Genomic DNA, 22,421 nt, shown 5'->3' on the forward strand with positions numbered 1-22,421 from the left:
ACTTACCAAGTGTTTTAGACGCTACTTTATATAGAATTATGAAAAAAGACAATATAGACGAGGCTATTGATGAAATGGGAGATGCTTTTGTAAGCCCCAATACAGACACTCCCATGCGTAAAGATGCCTTTGAAATAAGTGATGAGGAAAAGATTGAACGCATCCAAAAAGACGTACAGAGCATCCTGGACACCCTGGGCCTTGATCTTACCGATGATAGCCTTAAAGGAACTCCAAAAAGGGTAGCCAAGATGTTTGTTAAAGAAGTATTTGGCGGGTTGCACCCTCAATTGAAACCAAAGGCTTCAACCTTTCAAAACAAGTATAAATACGGGGAGATGTTGGTAGAAAAGAACATCACCCTCTACTCTACCTGTGAGCACCACCTGCTGCCAATAGTAGGACGAGCACACGTAGGATATATTTCCAACGGTACCGTTGTAGGGCTTTCAAAAATGAACCGCATTGTAGATTATTACGCCAAGCGCCCACAGGTACAGGAGAGATTGACCATGCAAATTGTAAAGGAGCTCCAGGAAGTATTGGGCACCGAAGATGTTGCCTGCGTGATTGATGCCAAGCACCTTTGTGTAAACAGCCGCGGAATCAGGGATATCGAAAGCAGTACCGTTACCAGCGAATACGGCGGAAGATTCAAAGATCCCGAAGCAAGACGCGACTTTTTAGACTACATCAATCTGGAAACCGAATTCTAAATCTGTACATTTTTTATGGCACTTTACCAGCAGCAGGAATTAAAGATCTACAACTCAATATCGGGAGAAAAAGAAGTTTTTAAACCTATCAATGAAGGTACCGTGGGCATGTATGTTTGCGGCCCTACGGTTTACAGCAATGTGCATCTTGGCAATTGCCGCACATTTATCTCCTTTGATCTTGTTTTTAGATACCTAAAACACCTGGGCTACAAAGTGCGGTATGTACGAAATATTACCGATGCCGGGCATTTAGAAAATGACGCCGACTCAGGGGAAGACAGGATCGCTAAAAAAGCACGCCTTGAGCAAATTGAGCCTATGGAAGTTGTGCAGCGATACACTGTAGATTTTCACAATATTCTGCAGAAGTTCAACAACCTCCCACCAAGCATTGAGCCTACCGCAACCGGCCATATTGTTGAGCAGATAGAGATTATCAAGGAGATCCTTGAAAAAGGCTATGCATACGAAGCTAACGGTTCTGTTTACTTTGATGTCATCAAATTCAACGAATCTCATGACTATGGCAAATTAAGCGGAAGAAAGCTGGAAGACATGATCCCCAATACCCGGGAGCTGGCTGCACAAAGCGATAAAAGGAATCCGCAGGATTTTGCGCTCTGGAAAAAAGCCGAACCTCAACACATCATGCGCTGGCCTTCGCCATGGAGCGATGGTTTCCCAGGCTGGCACCTGGAATGTACCGTGATGAGCTCAAAATATCTGGGAGAGGAGTTTGACATTCACGGCGGCGGAATGGATCTGAAATTTCCGCATCATGAATGTGAGATTGCACAGGGAGAAGCCGCTACAGGAAAGACCCCGGTAAATTACTGGATGCATGCCAATATGCTTACCCTTAACGGGAAGAAAATGGCTAAAAGCACAGGTAATAACATCCTTCCCAATGAGATCTTTACAGGAGACAATCCCAATCTCGAAAAAGGATTTGCACCTACAGTAGCACGGTTCTTTATGTTGCAGGCAAACTACCGCAGCATACTCGATTTCTCAAACGAAGCTCTTGTGGCCAGTGAAAAAGGTTTTCAGCGATTGATGGATGCCTATCATGCACTTGATCATCTGGAAACCGCAGCAACTTCCGACTTTGATGTAGCTGAATGGAGACAGAAGTGTTATGATGCTATGAATGACGATTTTAATAGTCCCATTCTCATTGCGCAACTTTTTGAAGCTGTAAAGCAGATCAACATCATTAAAGACGGAAAAGCTAAGATTACAGCTGAAGACCTCGAGGTGCTAAAAAAGACAATATCCGACTTCATTTTTGACGTTCTCGGACTTGTAGATACTGCTGAAGCTGCCGATAATGACTTCGGAAATAAACTTTCAGGCACAGTAGAACTGCTCATTAAATTAAGAGCAGAGGCCAGAGCTAACAAAGATTTTGCTACCAGCGATAAGATAAGGGATGAACTCCTGGAGATTGGGATTCAGCTGAAGGATGGCAAAGACGGCACCAGCTTTACCATAGAATAACAAAAATTCTTGTGAGAAAGTGGCTTACATATCCGCTTATAGGTTTGGTGAGGACCTACCAAAGATTCATCTCGCCACTCACGCCTGCAAGCTGTCGCTACACGCCTACCTGTTCCCAGTATACTGTTGAAGCCCTGCAACAGCACGGTGCTCTAAAAGGAAGCTGGCTCTCCATAAAACGAATTGCCAGTTGCAATCCGTGGGGAGGACAGGGATATGATCCTGTTCCAAAGAAACTTCAGGAGGAAAAATAATCAGGAAAGGCGCCAAATATGTATCTTTACCTTCCAACAATAAAACAATTTCATGCTTTTCAATAAAATCTACTGGAATCCTTCCGAAGGAATTGATCTGGGATTTTTCGTCATTCACTACTACAGTTTAATGTTCGTTGTTGCCTTCACCATAGGCTGGTACCTTATGAAGAGCATTTACGAAAGAGAAGGAATTGCTATTGAAAAACTGGATTCACTTTTTATTTACACCGTACTTGCCACTCTTATTGGCGCCAGGCTGGGACATGTTATTTTCTATGACTGGGACTATTTTCAAAACCACCTTCTTGAAATATTTCTACCCGTAAGATTTGAACCTGAGTTTGAATTCACCGGTTTTAGAGGGCTTGCAAGTCACGGGGCGGCAATAGGTATCATCACCGCCATGTACCTGTACTGCCGCAATATATTGCATAAGCCGGTTCTTTGGATCCTTGACAGGATTGTTATTCCTGTAGCTTGTGGAGGTATTTTTGTACGGATTGGTAACTTCATGAATTCTGAAATTATAGGAAAACCTACAAACAGCGATTTTGGAGTGGTTTTCACAAAACTGGGTGAGGATTTTGCAAGGCATCCAGCCCAGCTTTACGAAGCAGCCTGCTACCTTGTGGTGTTTCTCATACTTTGGTTCACTTACTGGAAAACCCTTAAAAGGGAAAAACTGGGTTATATTTTTGGACTTTTCTTAGTACTGCTATGGTCTGTCCGATTCTTTGTAGAATTCGTGAAAGAACCGCAAGTAGGCGAAAGGGTGAACTGGGTATTGAATACAGGTCAATGGCTGAGCGTTCCGTTTATCATTGCCGGTTTCTACTTCATGTACAGACCCTCGACTAAAAGTCGCGTAAAATGATAAGGAAAAGCACTTTTTTCAGCATTTTTCTTGCTACAAGCGTGTTGCTGAGCTGCAAGGACAACAAAGAACCCGTACAGCAGGATATCGCCGAACCTATTACTTTTACGAAAGAGGCTGAAGCTTACCTCACAAAAGAAACAGGTGACACCATCCAGCACTTGCAATTGGAAATCGCCGATGACGATTACCAGCGGGAAACCGGTCTCATGTACCGCACCTCTATGGAAGACGACCAGGGAATGATCTTTATCTTTGAAGATGAAGCCCCACGTGGATTTTATATGAAAAACACGAATATTCCGCTCGATCTTATCTTTCTCGATGCAAATAATAAAGTGGTAAGCATTCAGAAGAATGCCCAACCAAAAAGCCTGAAGACAATCCCTTCAGAAAAGCCGGCCCAATACGTCCTAGAAGTCAACGCAGGGCTTTCAGACCAATGGAACCTGGCTGTAGGCGACAGTCTTATCTTAAACAGAGATTAACCTCAGAAATACTCTTCAAAAATGGCATTTTTGAAGAGTATTTTTTTTTACCCTATCCAATCCCCGGCTCAATTTATTTTCCTCCTTTTTATCCCCGACTCACCCCAGAGCAAAAAAGAGGACGGAAATCATCTTTATTCCCTGATTTTACCGGTAGTCAAAAATGACATTTTTGGGTAGTCCATAGACAAGAAATTCATCCCTGCTTCACTTCACCTTCAGCAACAGAATTAATGCTTTACTCTCACCTTCAGCAACAGAATTATGGCTTTAGGAGCGCCTTTTCAGCATAAAATAATATCGGTAACACCCTTTAGCTTTTACTTCAGCAGGAGTATTTAATTTATCTGAGAGAAAAAGGCTTTTCAGTGACATCAGCGAAAGCGTGTAACTTCTTTGAACCTTCAGAAGAAAAGATATTTTAAAAAGCATGAGAAAAACCTGAACAACTATACCCACCCTCTCAAAAATGGCAAAAAAAAGAGCCTTTCCGAAGAAAGGCTCTTTTTATATAATATGCTTGTGGCTCTTACTCCACCGTTTCTTTTTGTTTAAGCTTTCTTTTCTTAGTCTCCTTATTAAAGGTATCGTAAGTAATAGGAGTTGCAATAAAGATAGAAGAGTATGTACCCACTATCACACCTACAATAAGAGCAAACATGAATCCTCTAATGCTTTCCCCTCCAAAGATGAAGATCGCAAGAAGTACTACAAGTGTAGTTAAAGAGGTGTTTATTGTACGACTAACCGTACTGTTGATCGCTGCATTGATTGCATCTTTCTTGGTCCAGGAAGGATGTTCATTGAAGAACTCCCTGATCCTGTCAAAGATTACCACGGTATCGTTAAGCGAGTAACCTACCACCGTAAGGATCGCAGCAATAAACGCCTGGTCGATCTCCATGTTGAAAGGCATGAACTTATAAGTAAGGGAGAATACACCCAATACTATCAGGACATCGTGAATAACTGCAACCACAGCCCCCAAAGAGAACTGATATTTTCTAAACCTCAAGAGGATGTACAGGAAGATCACTAAAAGAGATCCTAGTACCGCCCAAATAGAGGCCTGCTTAATATCATCTGCTATAGAAGGACCTACTTTAATAGACTGCATGATACCAATCTCTCTTTCCCCTTCACCTCCAACGGTAAAGTCTTCATAAGTTGTTCCTTCAGGAAGGTAAGACTGCACAGCAGCAAAAAGCTTTTGAGTAATTTCTTCATCTACCTCACTGCCTTCTTCTTCTACCTTATATTTTGTTGTGATCTTGATCTGGTTTGCTGCTCCAAATGTCTTGGCGCTGGCACTTCCAAATTCGGTCACAAGCTCATCCTCAAGTTCGGTTGGATTTACAGCCTTATCAAATCTTACTGTATAACTTCTTCCTCCAACAAAATCAACACCCTGGTTCAATCCCTGAGTGAAAAGAGAACCTAAACTCACAAGAAGGAATATTCCTGAAACCACATAGAAGGTTTTTCTCTTTTGCAGGAACTTAATGCTCAAGCCAGAGAAAAGGTTTTTAGTAACCCCTGTAGAGAATTCAAGACTCTTATTTGGATTCTTGGCATAGTTGTCAATGAACAATCTTGTAATAAAGATCGCTGTGAAAAGTGAAGTTGCAATACCTATTAATAAAGTTGTGGCGAAACCTTTGATAGGTCCTGTTCCAAGAACCAATAGGATCAATGCCGTAAGACCGGTTGTAATGTTCGCATCAAGAATTGAAGAAAGTGCATTGCTAAAACCATCTCTAATGGCATCTTTTTGAACCTTCCCTTTCGCATATTCTTCCCGAATACGTTCAAAGATAAGCACATTCGCATCTACCGACATACCAATGGTAAGCACGATACCGGCAATACCAGGTAATGTAAGTACCGCTCCAAGGCCTGCAAGTACACCAAAAATGAACAGGATGTTTACTACAAGAGCGATATCGGCGAAGATACCGGCTTTTCCGTAGTAGAAGACCATCCATAACAATACCAAAATTAATGCAATAGCGAAAGACATGATACCGCTATCAATAGCTTCCTGCCCAAGTGACGGACCTACGATCTCACTCTGTACAATATCTGCGGAAGCAGGCAGTTTACCCGCACGCAATACGTTTGCTAAATCCTGCCCTTCAGTAATAGAAAAATCTCCTGTGATCTCACTTCTACCACCTGAAATTGGTCCGGTTGAAACTCCCGGAGCCGAATATACAACGTTGTCAAGAACGATAGCGATTTGACTTTGGTTCTCAAAAGCGTAACCTGTCATTTCTTCCCAGGTCTTGGCTCCTTTTCCGTTCATTTGCATAGTTACTGCAACTCTACCTACCTGATCGTAAGCCTGGGTAGCATCGGTAATCACACTTCCCGAAAGTGGCGGCTCATTTTGCCTGTTTCCTTTCAAGGCATAAAGACCGGCAACTGCATCATCCTCATCGGTGATTCCCCATACAAACTTTGTGTACCGCTGCTCGCCTTCAAGAAGGTTGCGCACCTGCGGCATATTAAGATACTGTCTTACTTTTGCAGTATCTGCGATATTAAATGTAGCCAGTACCGGCCCTCCTTGGAAACCAGGAGAAGCCATTAAGTCAAATAAAGGATTGTTTTGTTCAGCTACCTGTGCAGTATCACTAGCCGATTCTAAAAGAGCATCGATCTCATCCTGCCCGGCCTGTGCAGTATCTACATCGGCTTCTGCAGTCTCTGCAGTTTCCTCAACTTCGATTTGCTTAAGCAGGTTATTTGCCTGCACAAAGAAGTTTTGGAATTCATTGCTCTTATAAACATGCCAGAACTCTAACTGAGCTGTACTCTGTAAAAGGTCCTGTACACGTTGAATTTCTTTAGCTCCCGGTAATTCAACAAGAATTCTTCCTGAAGATCCAAGACGCTGAATATTGGGTTGAGTAACCCCGAATTTATCGATACGTTTTCTAAGCACTTCAAACGCCGAAACAATAGACTCATCAATTTTTCTTCTAATTATAGGCTTTACTTCCTCATTAGTCATTTCAAAATTGATCTCATCGCTAAGATTTCTATTTGCAAAAATATCGGGAGAAGCAAGGCGTGCATCCGGAATCTCTTCAAAAGCTTCAAAGAAAAGGTCAAGATAGTTCTCCTGACTTGTTTTTTGAGCTTCGTCTGCTCTTAACAGCGCCTGGTTAAAAGCAGGATCTTTACTGTTATTGGCTAATTCCCGAAGGATATCTTTAACCGAAATTTGGAGAATTACGTTAATACCTCCTTTTAAGTCAAGCCCTTTGTTAAGCTCTTTTTCCTTAGCCGAATTGTAGGTGATTCCAAGAAAAACCTCTTCATTCCCAATGGAATCAAGATACCTTTGTTCTGCTCTTTCCCGCGCTGTAATGTAACCATCTACACTCTCGGGGACTTCCTGCTGTGCAAATTCTTCGGCATCTCCCTCAATGTTGCCAGCAATAAAGGTGAAAGACAACTGGTAGATACATACCAGGGCAAACAAAATTGCAAATACCTTGATTATTCCCTTGTTCTGCATTATTCTTTAATTTATGTTCATTTTTTAAAAACGGACAAATATAGGTTTTCAAGATAGAAATCCCAATTATATTTTTTGAAAAAATTAACTTTTAAAACCAAAAAAAGAAGCTTCCCAAGAGCACCTTACAATGGGAGGTTTCATCACGCCAATTCACTGTTGCGATGAAAGTTCCCCTCAAAAATGGCACTTTTGAGAAGCTTCTTTAAAAAATTTATTTGATCCTGATTATTTCACCTCAAGAAGATCGTTGGTTTTTGAAACCCCTGAAGCACTTTCTTTAAGTTTAGCTTTTTCTGCCTCGTCAAGTTCTACTTCAACAATTTTCTCGATCCCATCTTTACCAAGAATCACAGGTACTCCAATACAAAGATCGTTAAGCCCATATTCCCCTTCTAAAAGGGCAGAACAAGGGAACATTTTCTTCTGGTCACAGGCAATTGCCTGTACAAGTGAAGAAACAGCAGCTCCTGGTGCATACCAGGCACTGGTGCCAAGCATTTTAGTAAGAGTTGCTCCTCCTACCTTAGTATCTTCAGAAATCTGGTTGATGCGATCTTCAGAAAGGAATTCTGACACAGGTACAGAGTTACGGGTGGCAAGTCTTGTTAAAGGCACCATTCCGGTATCACTGTGACCTCCAATTACCATCCCGTCAACATCTGACGAAGGGCAGTCAAGAGCTTCACTAATTCTGTATTTGAAACGGGCGCTATCTAAAGCTCCACCCATTCCTATAATTTTGTTCTTCGGAAGTTTAGTGGTTTTGTGCACCAGGTAAGTCATGGTATCCATAGGATTACTCACCACGATCAAAGTCACATTAGGAGAATGCTCTAAAAGGCTTTCAGATACCGATTTTACGATATCGGCATTGATCCCAATCAATTCTTCGCGGGTCATCCCAGGTTTACGTGGCACTCCACTGGTAATTACAGCAATGTCTGAATTTGCTGTTTTAGAATAGTCATTTGTACTTCCGGTAATTTTAGTATCGAATCCAAGAAGGGAAGCAGTTTGCATGAGATCCATGGCCTTACCTTCGGCATAATCTTCTTTAATATCAATTAGAACTACTTCGGAAGCAAAATTTTTAATGGCGATATATTCCGCGCAGCTGGCTCCAACAGCTCCGGCACCTACTATAGTAACTTTCATTGTGAGTTAGTTTGATTAATAGTCCTGCTAAAGTACGAATTTCACAGGATTTTTCCCTCAAAAAAAGCCGTAAAAAGCTGTGATTATATACCTACCGAAAGACCTAAATTAGCATTGAAAAATTCTCCTGCCGTCATCATTGCACTCAGTCTAAACCGGCTAAAATAAAGATTCAAACCAAGATCACCTTTAAACTGGGTTTGCCCTCCTTCTATCCCTCCAAGTTCCTGGTTTACACGAGGCAACGCAATGCCGTCTCCTCCCATTTCATAATCAAAATTGGAATTCATCACTCCTGCTGCAGCAAAAACTTCTAAATTATTCCATCTTTTGGAACCTATAACTTCAGCCAAAAAAAGATTAGCATCTACAACAATATGGTTCATCGTTAAGAAATTCTGAACCGAAATGGGATCAAATTCATAATCTACATTTAACTTGCTGTAAGAAGCCCCTACAGCTAGCTGAAAACCTTCGGCATATGTATTTCTGAAATACTGACTAAGACTATGCTTTGCACCTATACCGTAAGTACTGGCAGAAACACCATCAATGGTAACTTCAGGCATTGCACGTACGGTAATTTCTGTACCTGCAGACACTCCTACAGATGCCTGTAAAAAAGCATGAGGCACATAATCTCTGTTGATCCCATCAATTCCTTTGAACCGAACCGCTTCAGTAAGCACTCCACCTGTAAGCGGGTTTTCAAAAGTGACATCTCCAACAAAATATTCTGATGTACTACCTCCAAAAGCTGTAGGAAAAGTAGCTGAAGTGATCCCTTCCATTTCAAGCAATTCAAGATCGCTATTACTAAGGTTGAACGATTTTTTATCATTGGGCACAAAAAGGGCATTTCCATGCACCGACACTCTAAAATCCCATTTTTCAAGGGCAGCAGCCGAACTAAACCACCCGGCCCCGGCCTGGTAGGAAGCTCCATCGGCAGCAGGTTGTGCAAAATTTTGGGCCAGCACAAGCATATCGTTAATAAACAGCTGAGAATTATCTTCAGTTTGAGCAACTAAGGCAGATGGCAGAAGAAAAAGGAGAAAGAGATAGGAAAGTTTTTTCACAATATTGGATTTTGTAATCAGGTAAAAATAGTAAAAAAAGTATAGCTTGTTCAGCAGATTGCACCAAACAAAAAACCCTGCTAAAAAGCAGGGTTTTTTAAAATTATTTAAAGCTTGTTTAAGCATCGATATTTGCATAAACAGCATTCTTCTCAATAAATTCTCTACGAGGTGGCACTTCATCTCCCATCAACATAGAGAAGATCCTGTCGGCTTCCCCAGTGTTGTCAATGGTCACCTGGCGAAGAGTTCTGAATTCAGGATTCATGGTAGTATCCCACAACTGCTCTGCATTCATCTCCCCCAAACCTTTGTAACGCTGAACGCTCACACCTCCACTAAAGGAATTGGCGATCTCATCACGCTCCTTATTATTCCATGCGTAACGCTTTTTACTTCCTTTCTTTATAAGGTAAAGTGGCGGCGTAGCAATGTAAACGTGGCCTGCTTCAATTAATTCTTTCATATACCTAAAGAAGAAGGTAAGAATCAATGTTGCAATGTGACTACCATCAACATCGGCATCACACATGATCACGATCTTGTGGTACCTAAGCTTTGAAAGATTCAGTGCCTTACTGTCTTCTTCTGTACCAATCGTAACTCCCAGCGCAGTATAGATGTTCTTGATCTCTTCGTTTTCAAAAACCTTGTGGCTCATGGCTTTTTCAACGTTAAGGATCTTACCCCTTAGCGGCAAAATAGCCTGGAAGTGACGGTCACGACCTTGCTTGGCCGTTCCTCCCGCCGAGTCTCCCTCTACGAGGAACACCTCACTCTCATGCGGATCTTGCGAAGCACAATCTGAAAGTTTACCGGGTAATCCACCCCCGCTCATCACGGTTTTACGCTGCACCATTTCACGGGCCTTCTTAGCCGCATGACGTGCCTGCGCCGCAAGGATCACCTTTTGAACAATGGTTTTTGCATCATTCGGGTTTTCTTCAAGATAATTTTCGAGCATTTCAGAAACTGCCTGAGAAACCGCAGCAGTCACTTCCCTGTTCCCAAGTTTGGTCTTGGTTTGACCCTCAAACTGAGGCTCTGAAACTTTTACTGAAACAATAGCCGTCAATCCTTCCCGGAAGTCATCTCCCGAAATCTCAAACTTCAGCTTATCGAGTAGTCCCGAAGCATCTGCGTATTTTTTTAATGTAGTAGTAAGCCCTCTTCTGAAACCGGCAAGGTGAGTTCCTCCTTCGTGGGTATTGATGTTGTTAACGTATGAGTGAAGATTTTCGTTGAAGGAAGTGTTGTAAACCATCGCAACCTCAACCGGAATATCATTCTTCTCTCCTTCAATAGCAATTACTTCGCTAATAATAGGCTCCCGTGTGCCATCAAGGAATTTTATAAATTCCTTTAGACCTTCTTCGGAATGAAAAACTTCAGAAATAAACTCTCCCTTGTCATCTTTTTCCCTACGGTCTGTAAGCGTAATTGTGATCCCTTTGTTGAGGAAGGCAAGTTCACGCATCCTGCTGGCAAGGGTATCATAGCTGTACTCTGTAGTTTGCTGAAATATGGTAGCATCGGGCTTAAAGGTTACGATAGTACCATTAAGATCGGTAGTTCCTACCGATCTTACCGGGTAAACAGGCTTACCTTTTTCATATTCCTGCTCCCAGATAGTTCCATCACGGTAAACAGTAGCTTTAAGTTGGTCTGAAAGTGCATTCACACAACTTACCCCTACCCCGTGAAGTCCACCGGATACTTTATAGGAATCTTTATCAAACTTCCCACCTGCCCCAATCTTGGTCATAACAACCTCAAGTGCAGATACTCCTTCTTTCTTATGTAAATCTACAGGAATACCACGACCGTTATCCTCTGTAGTAATAGAATTATCTTCGTTTATGGTTACTCTAATGGTATCACAGTGATCGGCAAGCGCTTCATCAATAGAGTTATCCACCACCTCATACACCAGGTGATGCAAGCCTCTTACCCCAGTATCACCAATGTACATGGAGGGACGCATGCGCACATGCTCCATCCCCTCCAGCGCCTGGATACTGTCAGCCGAATAACTGCTTCTTTTAACCTCTTCGCTCATATTTAAATTCGTTAAAATTTTATCAATTTCTATAACGAACAAATATACCAAAATCGTGCCTGTTAAACCACTACCCTCATTGTTAAAGCCTTGAAGTTATCAACAATTTATGTGGAAAAATCCTCTCTTGTAGCGGTTTGGAGAAGAGAGGCCTCAAACACTTCCCTCCCTTATTTTTACATTCAAAATTCCGGATGAAAGTGTTTTCCGGCAATTTACCCCTGAACCAAATTTTACAGATTTATTCACAATTGTAGCACACCCTTATACACGACAAAATTACGAAGCCTAAAAAGCCAGAAATGAGTATTTTAATTTCTCATCTTTTTAACCCGATTTAAAGAAAACCTTAACTAATTATTATTCAGCATGGTTTATATTTAACCCATAATTCAAAAACACAGGAAATGAAGAAATATTTTATAATGTTCGCAGTTATGGCGGGGTCACTCACCACGCAATTATATGCTCAGGACACTACGGAAACTTTAAAAGATAATGACGGGCCCAACTTTTCAAAACTTGATGTGAGCCCTATGGATGTAGCTTTATTTAGAGGAGAAAACAACGAACCTATGGCCAGAGTTCTTTACAGCCGGCCTCAAACCCGTGATCGTGAAGTCTTCGGAAAATTGGTTCCTTTTGGCGAAGTTTGGAGAACAGGTGCCAATGAAGCCACCGAAATCACGCTTTACCAGGACCTCATGGTAGCTAACAAAACCATCAAAAAAGGAACTTACACGCTTTTTACCATTCCAAAAGAAAACGAATGGACAATCATTCTTAATAACAGCACAAATATTTGGGGAGCATACGACTATCATGTAGAAAAAGATGTTGCCCGTATCACTGTACCTGTAAGAAAATCACCTGTGCCCATTGAAGCACTGTCAATGAGCTTTGCAGAATCCAACGATGGCGCAAACTTGTTTATTGGCTGGGATGACCGCTATGTACAAATCCCCTTCAAGCAACCAAAATAAGAAGTAACAATACAGGAAAAATATAATCTAAAAACGCCCTTTTTGAAAGGGCGTTTTTTTATGGGATGTTCAGGTATTTATGTGTTTGCAGCGACACCTTCCATTTTGGGTTCTGCATTACGTATTCTACAATTAAAGGCATCATCTTTTCACGGTTACTCCATTCGGGTTGTAGATAAAGGATACAATTTTCATTCACCTGCGCCGCCTGTTCCTCGGCAAACTGGAAATCGTGTTTATTAAATATTATCACCTTCAGCTCATTTGCAATTTGGTAGATCTCTGGAGTGGGTAGCTTGATTTTCTTCGGGGAAAGGCAAATCCAGTCCCATGTTCCTGTCACCGGGTATGCTCCCGAAGTCTCAATGTGGATCTTTGCTCCTTTTTCCTTTAAACTACTGGTGAGCGGCTCCATATTCCAGGTAAGAGGTTCTCCTCCAGTGACCACTACAGTTTTACTATGTTTCACAGCATTGCCAACAATAGTTTCAACACCTGTTGGAGGGTGCAGCTTCGCATTCCAGCTTTCTTTAACATCACACCAGTGACAGCCAACATCGCAGCCGCCCACACGTATAAAGTAAGCAGCAGTCCCCTTGTGAAAACCTTCTCCCTGAATGGTATAAAATTCTTCCATTAGCGGCAGCATCTTTCCCTGCTCCACCAGCTCGTTCATTTCCTGTTCTTTCATAAGCGGCAAAGGTACATAAAAACAGGATTTAGCAACCGGCATTATATAACCAAATTCAATCAATTCCGGCAACCGATTTATTCTTTAAAACCTAATTCCGAATAATGAACCCATTCTTAAAATTGGAAGCCTCTCCATCAAGAGGAACAACAAATCCGTTTATGACAGCATAATATGGTTTTCCTGCTTTTGTCAAGAAGAAAGTTGGGTTCATTCCCACCTTTATTTCTTCTGAAACTTTAAAATTTTGGCCTACCACTACAATGGGATAATTAAAATATCTTCTGTCTTTTGGCAGGTTTTGAACCCTTACATAAGCTACGCCTTTTGAATGAAGATCTGAAAAATTCAATTTTTCCACAGCATCGAGGTTGGGCAAAACTTCGGCATGGATTTTCCCAGCTTCAAAATCAAATCCTGAAGCATCCAGGGTATTATACCCGAAATTTGTGGAGAGATCTCCCTGATCTGCAATGTAGCTTCTGTAAAAGAGTTGCTTTTCATTTTGCGAGTAAACTTCAGAATGGTTTATTCCTAAGTCAAGAATGTATTGCTCTCCAAAAAGGGCATATTGCAAGCCCTTTATTTTAAGATCATAAAGTTTGCTGTCATTTTCAGGAATTTTGCTGTAATCGGCAATAGCCATAGACTCATATTCTTCTTCAGCAATAGAAAAGATGGCTGATAGAATTGTTAGAAAGTTCAATTTTCTAATTTCCTGTTTTTCCGGGTCTCCCGGGAAGCCGCCCGATTCTATCAACACAGTGCTGGTGCCCCATTTCTGAATATTATCTCCAAATGCCCGTGGTTCAAAATCATCATTGTACCTGCCTACATTTCCCGGAGCATATTCCTGCAGAAGTTGATTCATTTGAACAATAAGTTTCATAGCGTTTCCACGAACATCATTAATAGATTTCTCATAGTTATAAGCAGGTGCCAAAAATGAGATTGTAGCCGGGTTTTCTGAACCCTGTGTGTTGTAATACCTGCTTTGATCGTGAAGATTAAACCCAAAGTCGGCTTCAAGGCTATCTCTAACCCGTTTTAAGGTCTTTGCTTCAGGTGACTGCAAACGCAAAGCATCGCGATTAACATCAATACCTAAAGAGTTTCTACGCTGAAATACCTCAGCCCCATCGGGATTGAGCATTGGCAGAAAATGTAATTTTACCTTCTTCAACATTGCTTCTTTTTCCTTCTGAAAGGAATCATGGGCGAGAAAATTGAGAATGTCAAAAACGGCCATAGTTGCCGTAGATTCATCGCCGTGCATCTGAGACCATAAAAAAACATCAGTTTCACCTGAACCGATACTTATTAAATAAAGCTCCCTGTTTTCTATTGATTTTCCTACCTGGTTTACCTCAAACAGGTTGTTTTTTTGCCATTTTTGAATGACAGGCTTAATATCATTATGCTTAAAACGCCTTTCTTCAAAACCTGGTTCTTTATAATCCTGGTAATGACCTACAATTTCACGAACCAGAGAAAAGGTTTTATCAAGTACAGGTGCGGGAACCGGTTTAAAAGCAAGATCGGCAGTAGCGGCCCTGACCTTTTCCATAAAATCATCTCCCGGATCTGATTTCTTAGTTCTGTAACCCGCATCTTTTTCAAGCCACAATTCGTGATCTTCAAACCTTGTGTACTCGTGATGACCAACTACGTACTCAATATCATATTTTGTTTTCAGGTACCTTACCAGCCAGATGTTTGCTTCCAGTTGAGCTTGAGTTAGGGGCGTCCCGGGAGTGCCTCCTACATTTTCCACTCCTATTGCTGTATGGTTTAATCCTATTACATGTCGCCCCATTATCGTTTCGGGCATTAGACGATAGATCGTTCCATCCCTGTCGACCAGAAAATGGGTGGAAACATTTAAGTCACTCGCCCCGGAAATTGCTGTTCTGCTGCCGGGAAGGTAAGGGTCTTTAAAGGCTGCAAAAGATCTTTGGAGGGTAGGAATAGCTGTCCAGTGAAGTACTACCATTTTAGGCACAATAGTGGGATCTTCTTTTTCAAGACCATATCTATCTTTCATATAAGCCAAACTTAGCTCCTCCCGTTCTTCATTGAAAACAATGGGTTTATCTATTATCCGGGAAGTATTAGTACCGGCAGTACCACAGGAAAGCAGTAAAAGGGAAATAAAAAGAACGAACGGGTGTCTCATAATATGTAGAAAATAAAATCTCCCGACAATATCGGGAGATTTTAAGAATTATGGGAATGGATTTTTATTCATCCCACCATACAGTACCATAAATAGAATCTTCCCCTCCAAATTGTCTTTCTACAGCCTCATTAAAATTATCGGCGTTGTTGAAATCTTCGGTATCGGGGTAAGCAAGTCGGGTTGGCACCGGGCGTCCTTCGGGCTGAACAAAATCATTGGGAAATCCTGTTCTTCTCCACTCACTCCACGCTTCGTAGCCATTCATAAATAAATGGATCCAACGTTGTTCTGAAATTCTCTCTAATGCATTTGCAGGATCAAAAGCAACTTCTGGCTGACTTATAAACTCATCTACACCTTCAGTTGAACCTGTCCACTGAAGAACAGACTTTTCTATTGCCAAATTGTAATAAGTTTCAGCATCTTCGGTTACCCAGTCTCTTTCCGCAGCTTCAGCAATAGCGAACAACACCTGAGGGTAGGTTACCAAATAAACAGGAGCATCCTGAGCGGTAATGTCAGAACCCAGCAATGAATATTCTTCAGTCCCTATAGCTTCGGTTTCTCCATAGGGCATACCAATAAACTCACCGCTTTCACGCGCAGGATTTGCATACACCTCTAAACGCGGATCATCAACCGGCTTCATCTCTTCAACTAAATTAACTGTGAGAGCCCACCACTCCCGATTGCTTTCTACTACCTGATCATACCAGTAGTTTTGATTGTTAGCATCGGCTAAGTGCTGAAAGACCAGGCTATCATCATTAGTGTTCATCACCCCATCGGCCATTGCAGCATTAAACTCATCTTGCGCCCATTGAGGATCTACTTCAGAAAGACGAAGAGCCATTAAAAGTCTGAGCGAATTACCCAGCTTTTTCCATTTCTCCATATTGCCACCATAGACCAGGTCATTATCAATATCACCTGCAACTATTTGACTATTGGCCTCTTTTAACAGCGCAAACAAATTTGAATAGATTGACTCCTGGGTGTCATATGCGGGGGTGAAATTTTTATTCCCCTGCAAAGCTTCAGTGTAAGGCACATCACCCCACCTATCGGTTAAATTCCAGTAAAAATAAGCCTTCAAAATTTTTGCCACAGCTAGCTGGTTGGCAACCGGACCTTCAGCAGCATTTAAATCTTCTTCAGAATTTAAAACGGTCTCAAGGTTCATAAGCGGCCCTTCATAGAACCAGTAAAAGTTTGTAGAACCTTCGGGGTATAAAGATACCCCCACGTATTGGGTCTCGGCTAAGTACTGGGCCAGAAATTCTCCCTGTGGGGAAGAGCTTAAAGATGGAAGATATAATTGTGCGTTGGCAATTAATTGTGTTCCCGATGCTTCACCAGGTATATTTGGGTTCACATTAATATCTTCGTCAAATTCGCTACATCCCAGCAAGCTAAGATTGCAAAATAATAAGATGATAATATATTTTTTCATAATTGTTTTTTTAGAAAGTAATGTTTACGTCTACCCCAATTGATCGCACTGACGGTAATTGACCTGATTCGTACCAGCTAATTGACTGGGCTCCCGTAGAAATCGCAGAAGGATCAATACCTTCTGGCGCTTCCTGCCAAATCATAAACGGATTTTGGGCAATCACAGCTAATTGCACACTCTCTACAGGAAAATTGCCCAGGATCTCTTTGGTAAGATTATAACCCAGCCTTAATTCTTTCATTTTTATGTAAGAAGCGTCAAAAAGCCACTCTTCGTAGATTCGCCTTCCCAATACATTCCTGTAATAGCTTCGGGCATTGACATAAGCACTTACCGGTTCACCTGTCTCAGCAGAAATTCCCTCTACCTTTACACCACCACCCTGGTCTAAGGGATCCCTTACATTTGCCCCTCTATCGTTCATTGCAACGGTTACGGGGTCCTGTCCGGTTCTTACCGCTAACATTTTAGACCGGCTAAAGAACTGCCCGCCGCCCTGAAACTCGATCATCCCTGAAAGTCTCCAGTTTCCATAACTAAATGTATTGGAGAAGCCTCCCGTAAAATCTGGAAGCACACTTCCAAAATTATGGGTTTCATCTGTGTAAAGCGGCATATTGTCGTCACCTAAAAGTATTTGCCCTGTCGCTTCATCTCTTTGATAAGCTGTACCTACAAGACTTCCAAAGGGCTTCCCTTCATAAGAGTTGAGAAAGCTCGTCACACTGGAGTAAGTTGTGGAAGAGTAAGTATACACATCAATACCGGGAGCCAGCTCTACTACCATACTTTCGTTACTCGCGAAATTAAGATTGGTGTCCCAAAAGAATTTTCCAGTTTCAATAGGCCTGGCATTTATAGCCACCTCAATACCTTTATTTTCAATTAAACCTGCATTGATTGTAGTGGAGCCATAACCACTGGCCCCTGAAACATCAAGGTTAATAATCTGGTTCTTGTTCTTTTGTTCATAATAAGTAAAATCAAATCCCAGCCTGCTGTCAAAAAATCTTAAATCGAGCCCAAGCTCGTATGAATGAGCAAATGACGGCTCAATATTTGGATTATTCAGGTTATCTGGAACAAACAAAGTATTGGTACCTTCATACACTGTTCCCACTCCAAAGCCCATTGTTGTTTCATAGGGAGAAAGATCAGATCCTGCCTGTGCATAACTGGCTCTAGCCTTTGCAAAGCTTAAAGGATCCCAATCTAAAAATTCGCTAAAAATCACACTTCCCGAGATGGAAGGATACCAGTAAGAATTATTATCATCAGGAAGGGCCGAAGAATTGTCATTTCTCAAGGATGCATCTACAAAAAAAGTATCTGCGTATCCTAAAGAAACAAGACCAAACAAACTCCTCACCTGTTTTCTTAGCAGATAATTAGATGTTTCAGGACGGTCAATCGAAGCATCAATATTATAAAAACCCGGTGAAGAAAGCCCACCTACGGTTGCCATGGTTAAATAGGTGTAGTTCCTATTCCAGATATTTCCTCCCAAACTGGCATTAAGCGATAAATCTCCCCACTCTTCATCAAACTGAGCAAGAAATTCATAGTTAAATTCTTTGTTCTGAAATTTTCCGATATAAAAAGATGGAAGGCTTTTACCTCCAAAGGCAGTACGCTCCTGAATATTTTGAGTATAAAGATCCCCTCTTATGTGTCCACTCAAACTAAGGTTCTCCAAAACCTGAAAGGTTATTCCCACATCTCCAAAAAACCTATCCCGGTTATCCTGACTAAGGTTCTCGTAGGCATTAAAGAATGGATTATTCCAGTACAAAGGATCAAAATCAGTAACTTCTCCTGTTTCAGAACTTGGCCTGCTAAGATTCCAGTGAAGGTAAGTTCCATCTTCATATTGATAGTCCCGCAATCTATTCATATCCACATTACGCTGAAACCATTGTACGAGATAATTAGCCCCAAACTCTGATCCCTGTCCCGGGCGCTGCGCGTCATTCCGGGCAAATGTAAAATTGGTTGAAACATTTATTTTGTCAACTACATCGGCATCGGCATGAACAGTAAGGTTGTTTCTATCTAAATGTGTATTTGGCTCTACACCTTCTATTTTTGTATCATTCAGACTAATTCTGAAGTTGATCTTTTCTCCCCCACCGGCAACCGATACAGTATTATTAAAAGTGTAACCGGTTTCATAGAAATCCTTAATATTATCTGGATGGGGCACAAAAGGAGTTAATTGCCCATAGGTAGGGTCTTGAGGGTAAAAACTAAAGACCTGCCTTACCATTGTCCCATCCATTCTAGGACCCCAACTTTCATCAACAGATATATCTACGTAGGGATCTCCATTAGGAAGTGTTCTAAAATCTAAACTAGACCCTCCTCCATACATGTTCTGTAAGGGCATAAAATCATAAGTTGACTGCACTGAAAAAGTGGAATTAGCCTGCACCGTAAACTTTTCGGCCGCTCCCTTTTTTGTGGTGATCATAATAACGCCATACTGCCCACGAATTCCGTATAAAGCTGAAGCTGCAGGACCCTTTAACACATTCACAGATTCAATATCGGCAGGGTTCACATCCTGCCCCAGGTTTCCATAATCGGCACCTGCACTCCCCGCAAAATTGGCATTTGAAATTGGTGTACCATCTATCACTATTAAAGGCTGGTCTCCTCCTCCTATGGAATTTACTCCCCTAATTTTGATTTTTTGAGTCCCCCCCATACTTGCTCCCGATGATCCGGTAACCTGTACTCCAGCAACTCTCCCCCCCAGGGCTCCAATAACATTTTGGTCTTTGGCAACTGTTAGATCTTCCCCATCTACTTCCTGTGTGGCATATCCAAGGGATTTCTTATCCCTTGAAATCCCCAGGGCTGTTACCACCACCTCATCGAGGGCCTGGAGATCGGCTTCCAGTTGTACATTAATCTGGTCGTTTGAGCCCACAGTACGTTTCACAGTTTTGTAACCAATAGAAGAGAAGCTAAGCACATCTCCGGTTTCTGCTTTAATAGAAAAATTCCCATCAAAGTCGGTCACAGTACCTTTATTGGTACCTTCAATAATAACGTTTACTCCGGGAATCGGCATACTCTTTTGAGCACTGATTACCGTACCCGAAATCACCCTTTCCTGGGCCTGCACATTCATGAACTGCACAAGAGCGATCAGGAATGAAAACAGTGTAATTTTGTTTCTCATTTGTTTGGTTTTTGAGTTAAAAATTGATGAAAAGCTATTAAATTTTTTCACGTTTCAATCTTTTCTTCTTAAAAACCTTTAGATAAGAAAAAAAAGCTAACTTGAATTTTCTTTTTAAAATCCCGTACAAGTGAGAAAAAACAATCATTCAAAAATGTCATTTTTGAAGCTTGTTCTTCAAATTATTCTGATAGTTTTAATCTTCAGCTCCTGCTCCTCCTCGCGTAAGCTCACTATGGAAGCACAAAATACATTGCAGGAATATCCGGCTTTTAAAACAGGATTTTCCGGAATATATATTTATGATCCGGCTGAGAAAAAAGTCGTTTTTGAACACAACTCCGAAAAATATTTCACCCCGGCCTCAAACACTAAACTTTTTACTTTCTATGCAGGTTTAAAAATTTTAGGGGATTCCGCTGTAGGCCTTGAGTATATTGTAAAGGAAGATTCCCTGATTTTTAGAGGGACAGGCGATCCTTCTTTTTTGTACGATAAACTGCAATCTACTGCCGTTTATGATTTTTTAAAAGAAAGAAATGAAACCCTTTATTACGTGCCGCCCATACATGAGGAAAAACATTTTGGCCCCGGCTGGTCGTGGGATGATTACAGCTACTACTATTCTGTAGAACGGGCAGCTATGCCCCTCTTCGGAAATTATGCCACCTTCACATCTTCAGCTGAAGATACAGTTCCCGTTGCCAAACCTGCGTATTTCAATCGTTACCTCGTAAAAGATTCCCCTGACTCAGGAAGCAGCTTTACAGTTGTGAGAAATCACGACCAAAACAAATTCCTTTATCAGCAGCCCGCCGAAGCAGAAAACAGAAGCCGAATTGTCCCTTTTATTCATTCCCCACATCTGGTTACCGCGCTACTGGCCGACACCCTTCAGAAACCGGTAAAAATACTGGATCCTAAAAAAGTAGACTTCAGCAATAGCAAACTACTGTATAGTATTCCTACAGACAGCCTTTACAAGCGAATGCTGCAGGTTAGTGACAACTTTATTGCCGAGCAGCTGCTGCTTATGAGTTCCAGAGAAATATCTGATACCCTTAAAACGGATATAGCCATTAATTATATAAAGAAAAATCACCTTCAGGATCTATCTCAGGAGATTAACTGGGTAGATGGCTCTGGTTTGTCCATCTACAATAAATTCACTCCTAAAACAGTGGTAGAGCTCCTGGAAAAGATCTCTAAAGAGGTGCCTCAAAAAAGGCTTTTTGAACTGCTCCCTGCCGGAGGTGAATCTGGCACCATCAAAAACTTTTATAAAGCCAAAGAGCCTTATATCTATGCCAAAACCGGGACAATTAGCAACGTACATGCTTTAAGCGGCTATTTAAAAACCAAAAACGGCAAAGTACTCATCTTCAGCTTTATGAATAACAACTACATGGTTCCTTCCGCAGAAATAAAAGCAGGTATGGAGATCATTCTGCGTGATATCCATTTAAATTATTAGTTTTATGGAGGCTCAAAAATGCCATTTTTAAACCAAAATTATGCAGAGACGAAATTTTCTTCGCAATGTGGGCCTTGGCAGCCTTGCAATTCCGCTTCATAGTTTAGCCAGTTCATTTCCTGTCACAGGTTCTTTACAGGATGTTTCTAAACCAAAACGCCTAGCTGTAGGTGATACCATTGGCATAGTGAGCCCTGCGGGGGCCATATATGAGTCTGAACCTTATGAGATTGCTATTGAATCTATGCAGGCCATGGGCCTTAAAGTGAAGTTGGGAGAGTTTGTGCGCACCCGCCATGGTCATCTTGCAGGAACTGATGAACAAAGGGCTACCGAATTTAATGACATGTGGCGGGATCCTGAAGTTAATGCGATAATTTGCCTTAGAGGTGGCTCGGGGGCGGCGAGAATTCTGCCACTGCTCGATTATGAGGAAATCAAAAAATATCCGAAGATATTTATAGGTTACAGCGACATTACTGCATTGCACCTGGCTATTTATAAAAAAACCGGACTTGTCACCTTTCACGGGCCTTTGGCAACCTCAACATGGAATTCTTTTGCTGTAGATCATTTTAAAGACCTTCTATTTAATGCAGAAGCTATTCCCTACTCAAACCCAAATGAGAAAGGCGGAATGCTTGCCCAAACCAGAAACAGGATAAGAACCATAACTCCGGGAACCGCAACGGGAGAACTCCTGGGCGGAAATCTTTCTGTACTTACCAATATTATGGGCACCCCTTATTTTCCTACCGACTGGCAAAATAAAATTCTCTACCTCGAAGATG

At 41.6% G+C, this 22,421-nt stretch carries 16 protein-coding genes; 8 read left to right on the plus strand and 8 right to left on the minus strand.

Features of this window, described 5'->3' with window-relative positions; genetic code table 11:
• Window positions 1-38: 38 nt before the first annotated feature.
• From folE to OQ279_RS16130, 5 genes are read left to right on the plus strand one after another with little or no spacing between them, the layout of a single operon-like run.
• Window positions 39-716, plus strand: coding sequence for a GTP cyclohydrolase I FolE (gene folE, locus OQ279_RS16110; RefSeq protein WP_266071069.1), 678 nt, complete (start codon window positions 39-41; stop codon window positions 714-716).
• Window positions 717-731: 15 nt separating this feature from the next.
• Window positions 732-2,219, plus strand: coding sequence for a cysteine--tRNA ligase (gene cysS / locus OQ279_RS16115; protein WP_266071070.1), 1,488 nt, complete (start codon window positions 732-734; stop codon window positions 2,217-2,219).
• 11 nt (window positions 2,220-2,230) lie between these two features.
• Window positions 2,231-2,473: a membrane protein insertion efficiency factor YidD gene (gene yidD, locus OQ279_RS16120; protein WP_266071071.1), complete on the plus strand. Its 243-nt coding sequence runs from the start codon at window positions 2,231-2,233 to the stop codon at window positions 2,471-2,473.
• Between the two features lie 52 nt (window positions 2,474-2,525).
• Window positions 2,526-3,350, plus strand: coding sequence for a prolipoprotein diacylglyceryl transferase (gene lgt, locus OQ279_RS16125; RefSeq protein WP_266071072.1), 825 nt, complete (start codon window positions 2,526-2,528; stop codon window positions 3,348-3,350).
• Window positions 3,347-3,838: a DUF192 domain-containing protein gene (locus tag OQ279_RS16130; protein WP_266071074.1), complete on the plus strand. Its 492-nt coding sequence runs from the start codon at window positions 3,347-3,349 to the stop codon at window positions 3,836-3,838. Before lgt ends, OQ279_RS16130 begins: the two co-directional genes overlap by 4 nt.
• Window positions 3,839-4,367: 529 nt before the next feature.
• On the opposite strand, the gene secDF is transcribed toward OQ279_RS16130, so the two are convergent.
• The 4 genes from secDF to gyrB form a co-directional block, all read right to left on the minus strand.
• A complete protein-coding gene (secDF, locus tag OQ279_RS16135; RefSeq protein ID WP_266071075.1) occupies window positions 4,368-7,364 on the minus strand; it encodes a protein translocase subunit SecDF in 2,997 nt (998 codons plus the stop codon).
• Between the two features lie 228 nt (window positions 7,365-7,592).
• Window positions 7,593-8,522 carry a malate dehydrogenase gene (gene mdh / locus OQ279_RS16140; RefSeq protein WP_266071076.1) on the minus strand — a complete coding sequence of 310 codons (930 nt, stop codon included), beginning with the start codon at window positions 8,520-8,522 and terminating at the stop codon, window positions 7,593-7,595.
• An 83-nt stretch (window positions 8,523-8,605) separates the two neighbouring features.
• A complete protein-coding gene (locus OQ279_RS16145) occupies window positions 8,606-9,601 on the minus strand; it encodes a DUF6588 family protein (RefSeq protein WP_266071077.1) in 996 nt (331 codons plus the stop codon).
• 118 nt (window positions 9,602-9,719) lie between these two features.
• Complete coding sequence (gene gyrB, locus OQ279_RS16150; RefSeq protein WP_266071078.1) at window positions 9,720-11,660, minus strand: DNA topoisomerase (ATP-hydrolyzing) subunit B; 1,941 nt, start codon at window positions 11,658-11,660, stop codon at window positions 9,720-9,722.
• A gap of 407 nt (window positions 11,661-12,067) precedes the next feature.
• Here gyrB and OQ279_RS16155 point away from each other — a divergent pair, with 407 nt between their 5' ends.
• Window positions 12,068-12,643: a DUF2911 domain-containing protein gene (locus OQ279_RS16155; RefSeq protein ID WP_266071079.1), complete on the plus strand. Its 576-nt coding sequence runs from the start codon at window positions 12,068-12,070 to the stop codon at window positions 12,641-12,643.
• Window positions 12,644-12,701: 58 nt separating this feature from the next.
• On the opposite strand, the gene OQ279_RS16160 is transcribed toward OQ279_RS16155, so the two are convergent.
• The 4 genes from OQ279_RS16160 to OQ279_RS16180 all read right to left on the minus strand — a co-directional run bounded on the left by OQ279_RS16160 (window position 12,702) and on the right by OQ279_RS16180 (window position 20,156).
• Window positions 12,702-13,334, minus strand: coding sequence for a 7-carboxy-7-deazaguanine synthase QueE (locus OQ279_RS16160; RefSeq protein WP_266071081.1), 633 nt, complete (start codon window positions 13,332-13,334; stop codon window positions 12,702-12,704).
• A gap of 91 nt (window positions 13,335-13,425) precedes the next feature.
• On the minus strand, window positions 13,426-15,510 hold the full coding sequence (locus OQ279_RS16165; protein WP_306419805.1) for an N-acetylmuramoyl-L-alanine amidase: 2,085 nt from the start codon (window positions 15,508-15,510) through the stop codon (window positions 13,426-13,428).
• A gap of 64 nt (window positions 15,511-15,574) precedes the next feature.
• Window positions 15,575-16,966 (minus strand): SusD/RagB family nutrient-binding outer membrane lipoprotein, encoded by a 1,392-nt coding sequence (locus OQ279_RS16175; RefSeq protein ID WP_266071083.1) that lies wholly within the window; start codon window positions 16,964-16,966, stop codon window positions 15,575-15,577.
• 10 nt (window positions 16,967-16,976) lie between these two features.
• Window positions 16,977-20,156: a SusC/RagA family TonB-linked outer membrane protein gene (locus OQ279_RS16180; protein ID WP_266071084.1), complete on the minus strand. Its 3,180-nt coding sequence runs from the start codon at window positions 20,154-20,156 to the stop codon at window positions 16,977-16,979.
• Window positions 20,157-20,310: 154 nt separating this feature from the next.
• Here OQ279_RS16180 and dacB point away from each other — a divergent pair, with 154 nt between their 5' ends.
• Window positions 20,311-21,630: a D-alanyl-D-alanine carboxypeptidase/D-alanyl-D-alanine endopeptidase gene (gene dacB, locus OQ279_RS16185; protein ID WP_266071086.1), complete on the plus strand. Its 1,320-nt coding sequence runs from the start codon at window positions 20,311-20,313 to the stop codon at window positions 21,628-21,630.
• Window positions 21,631-21,670: 40 nt separating this feature from the next.
• A partial coding sequence (locus tag OQ279_RS16190) for a S66 peptidase family protein (RefSeq protein ID WP_266071088.1) occupies window positions 21,671-22,421 on the plus strand: 751 nt, incomplete at its 3' end.

Source organism: Salinimicrobium profundisediminis (assembly GCF_026241755.1).
Lineage (GTDB): Bacteria > Bacteroidota > Bacteroidia > Flavobacteriales > Flavobacteriaceae > Salinimicrobium > Salinimicrobium profundisediminis.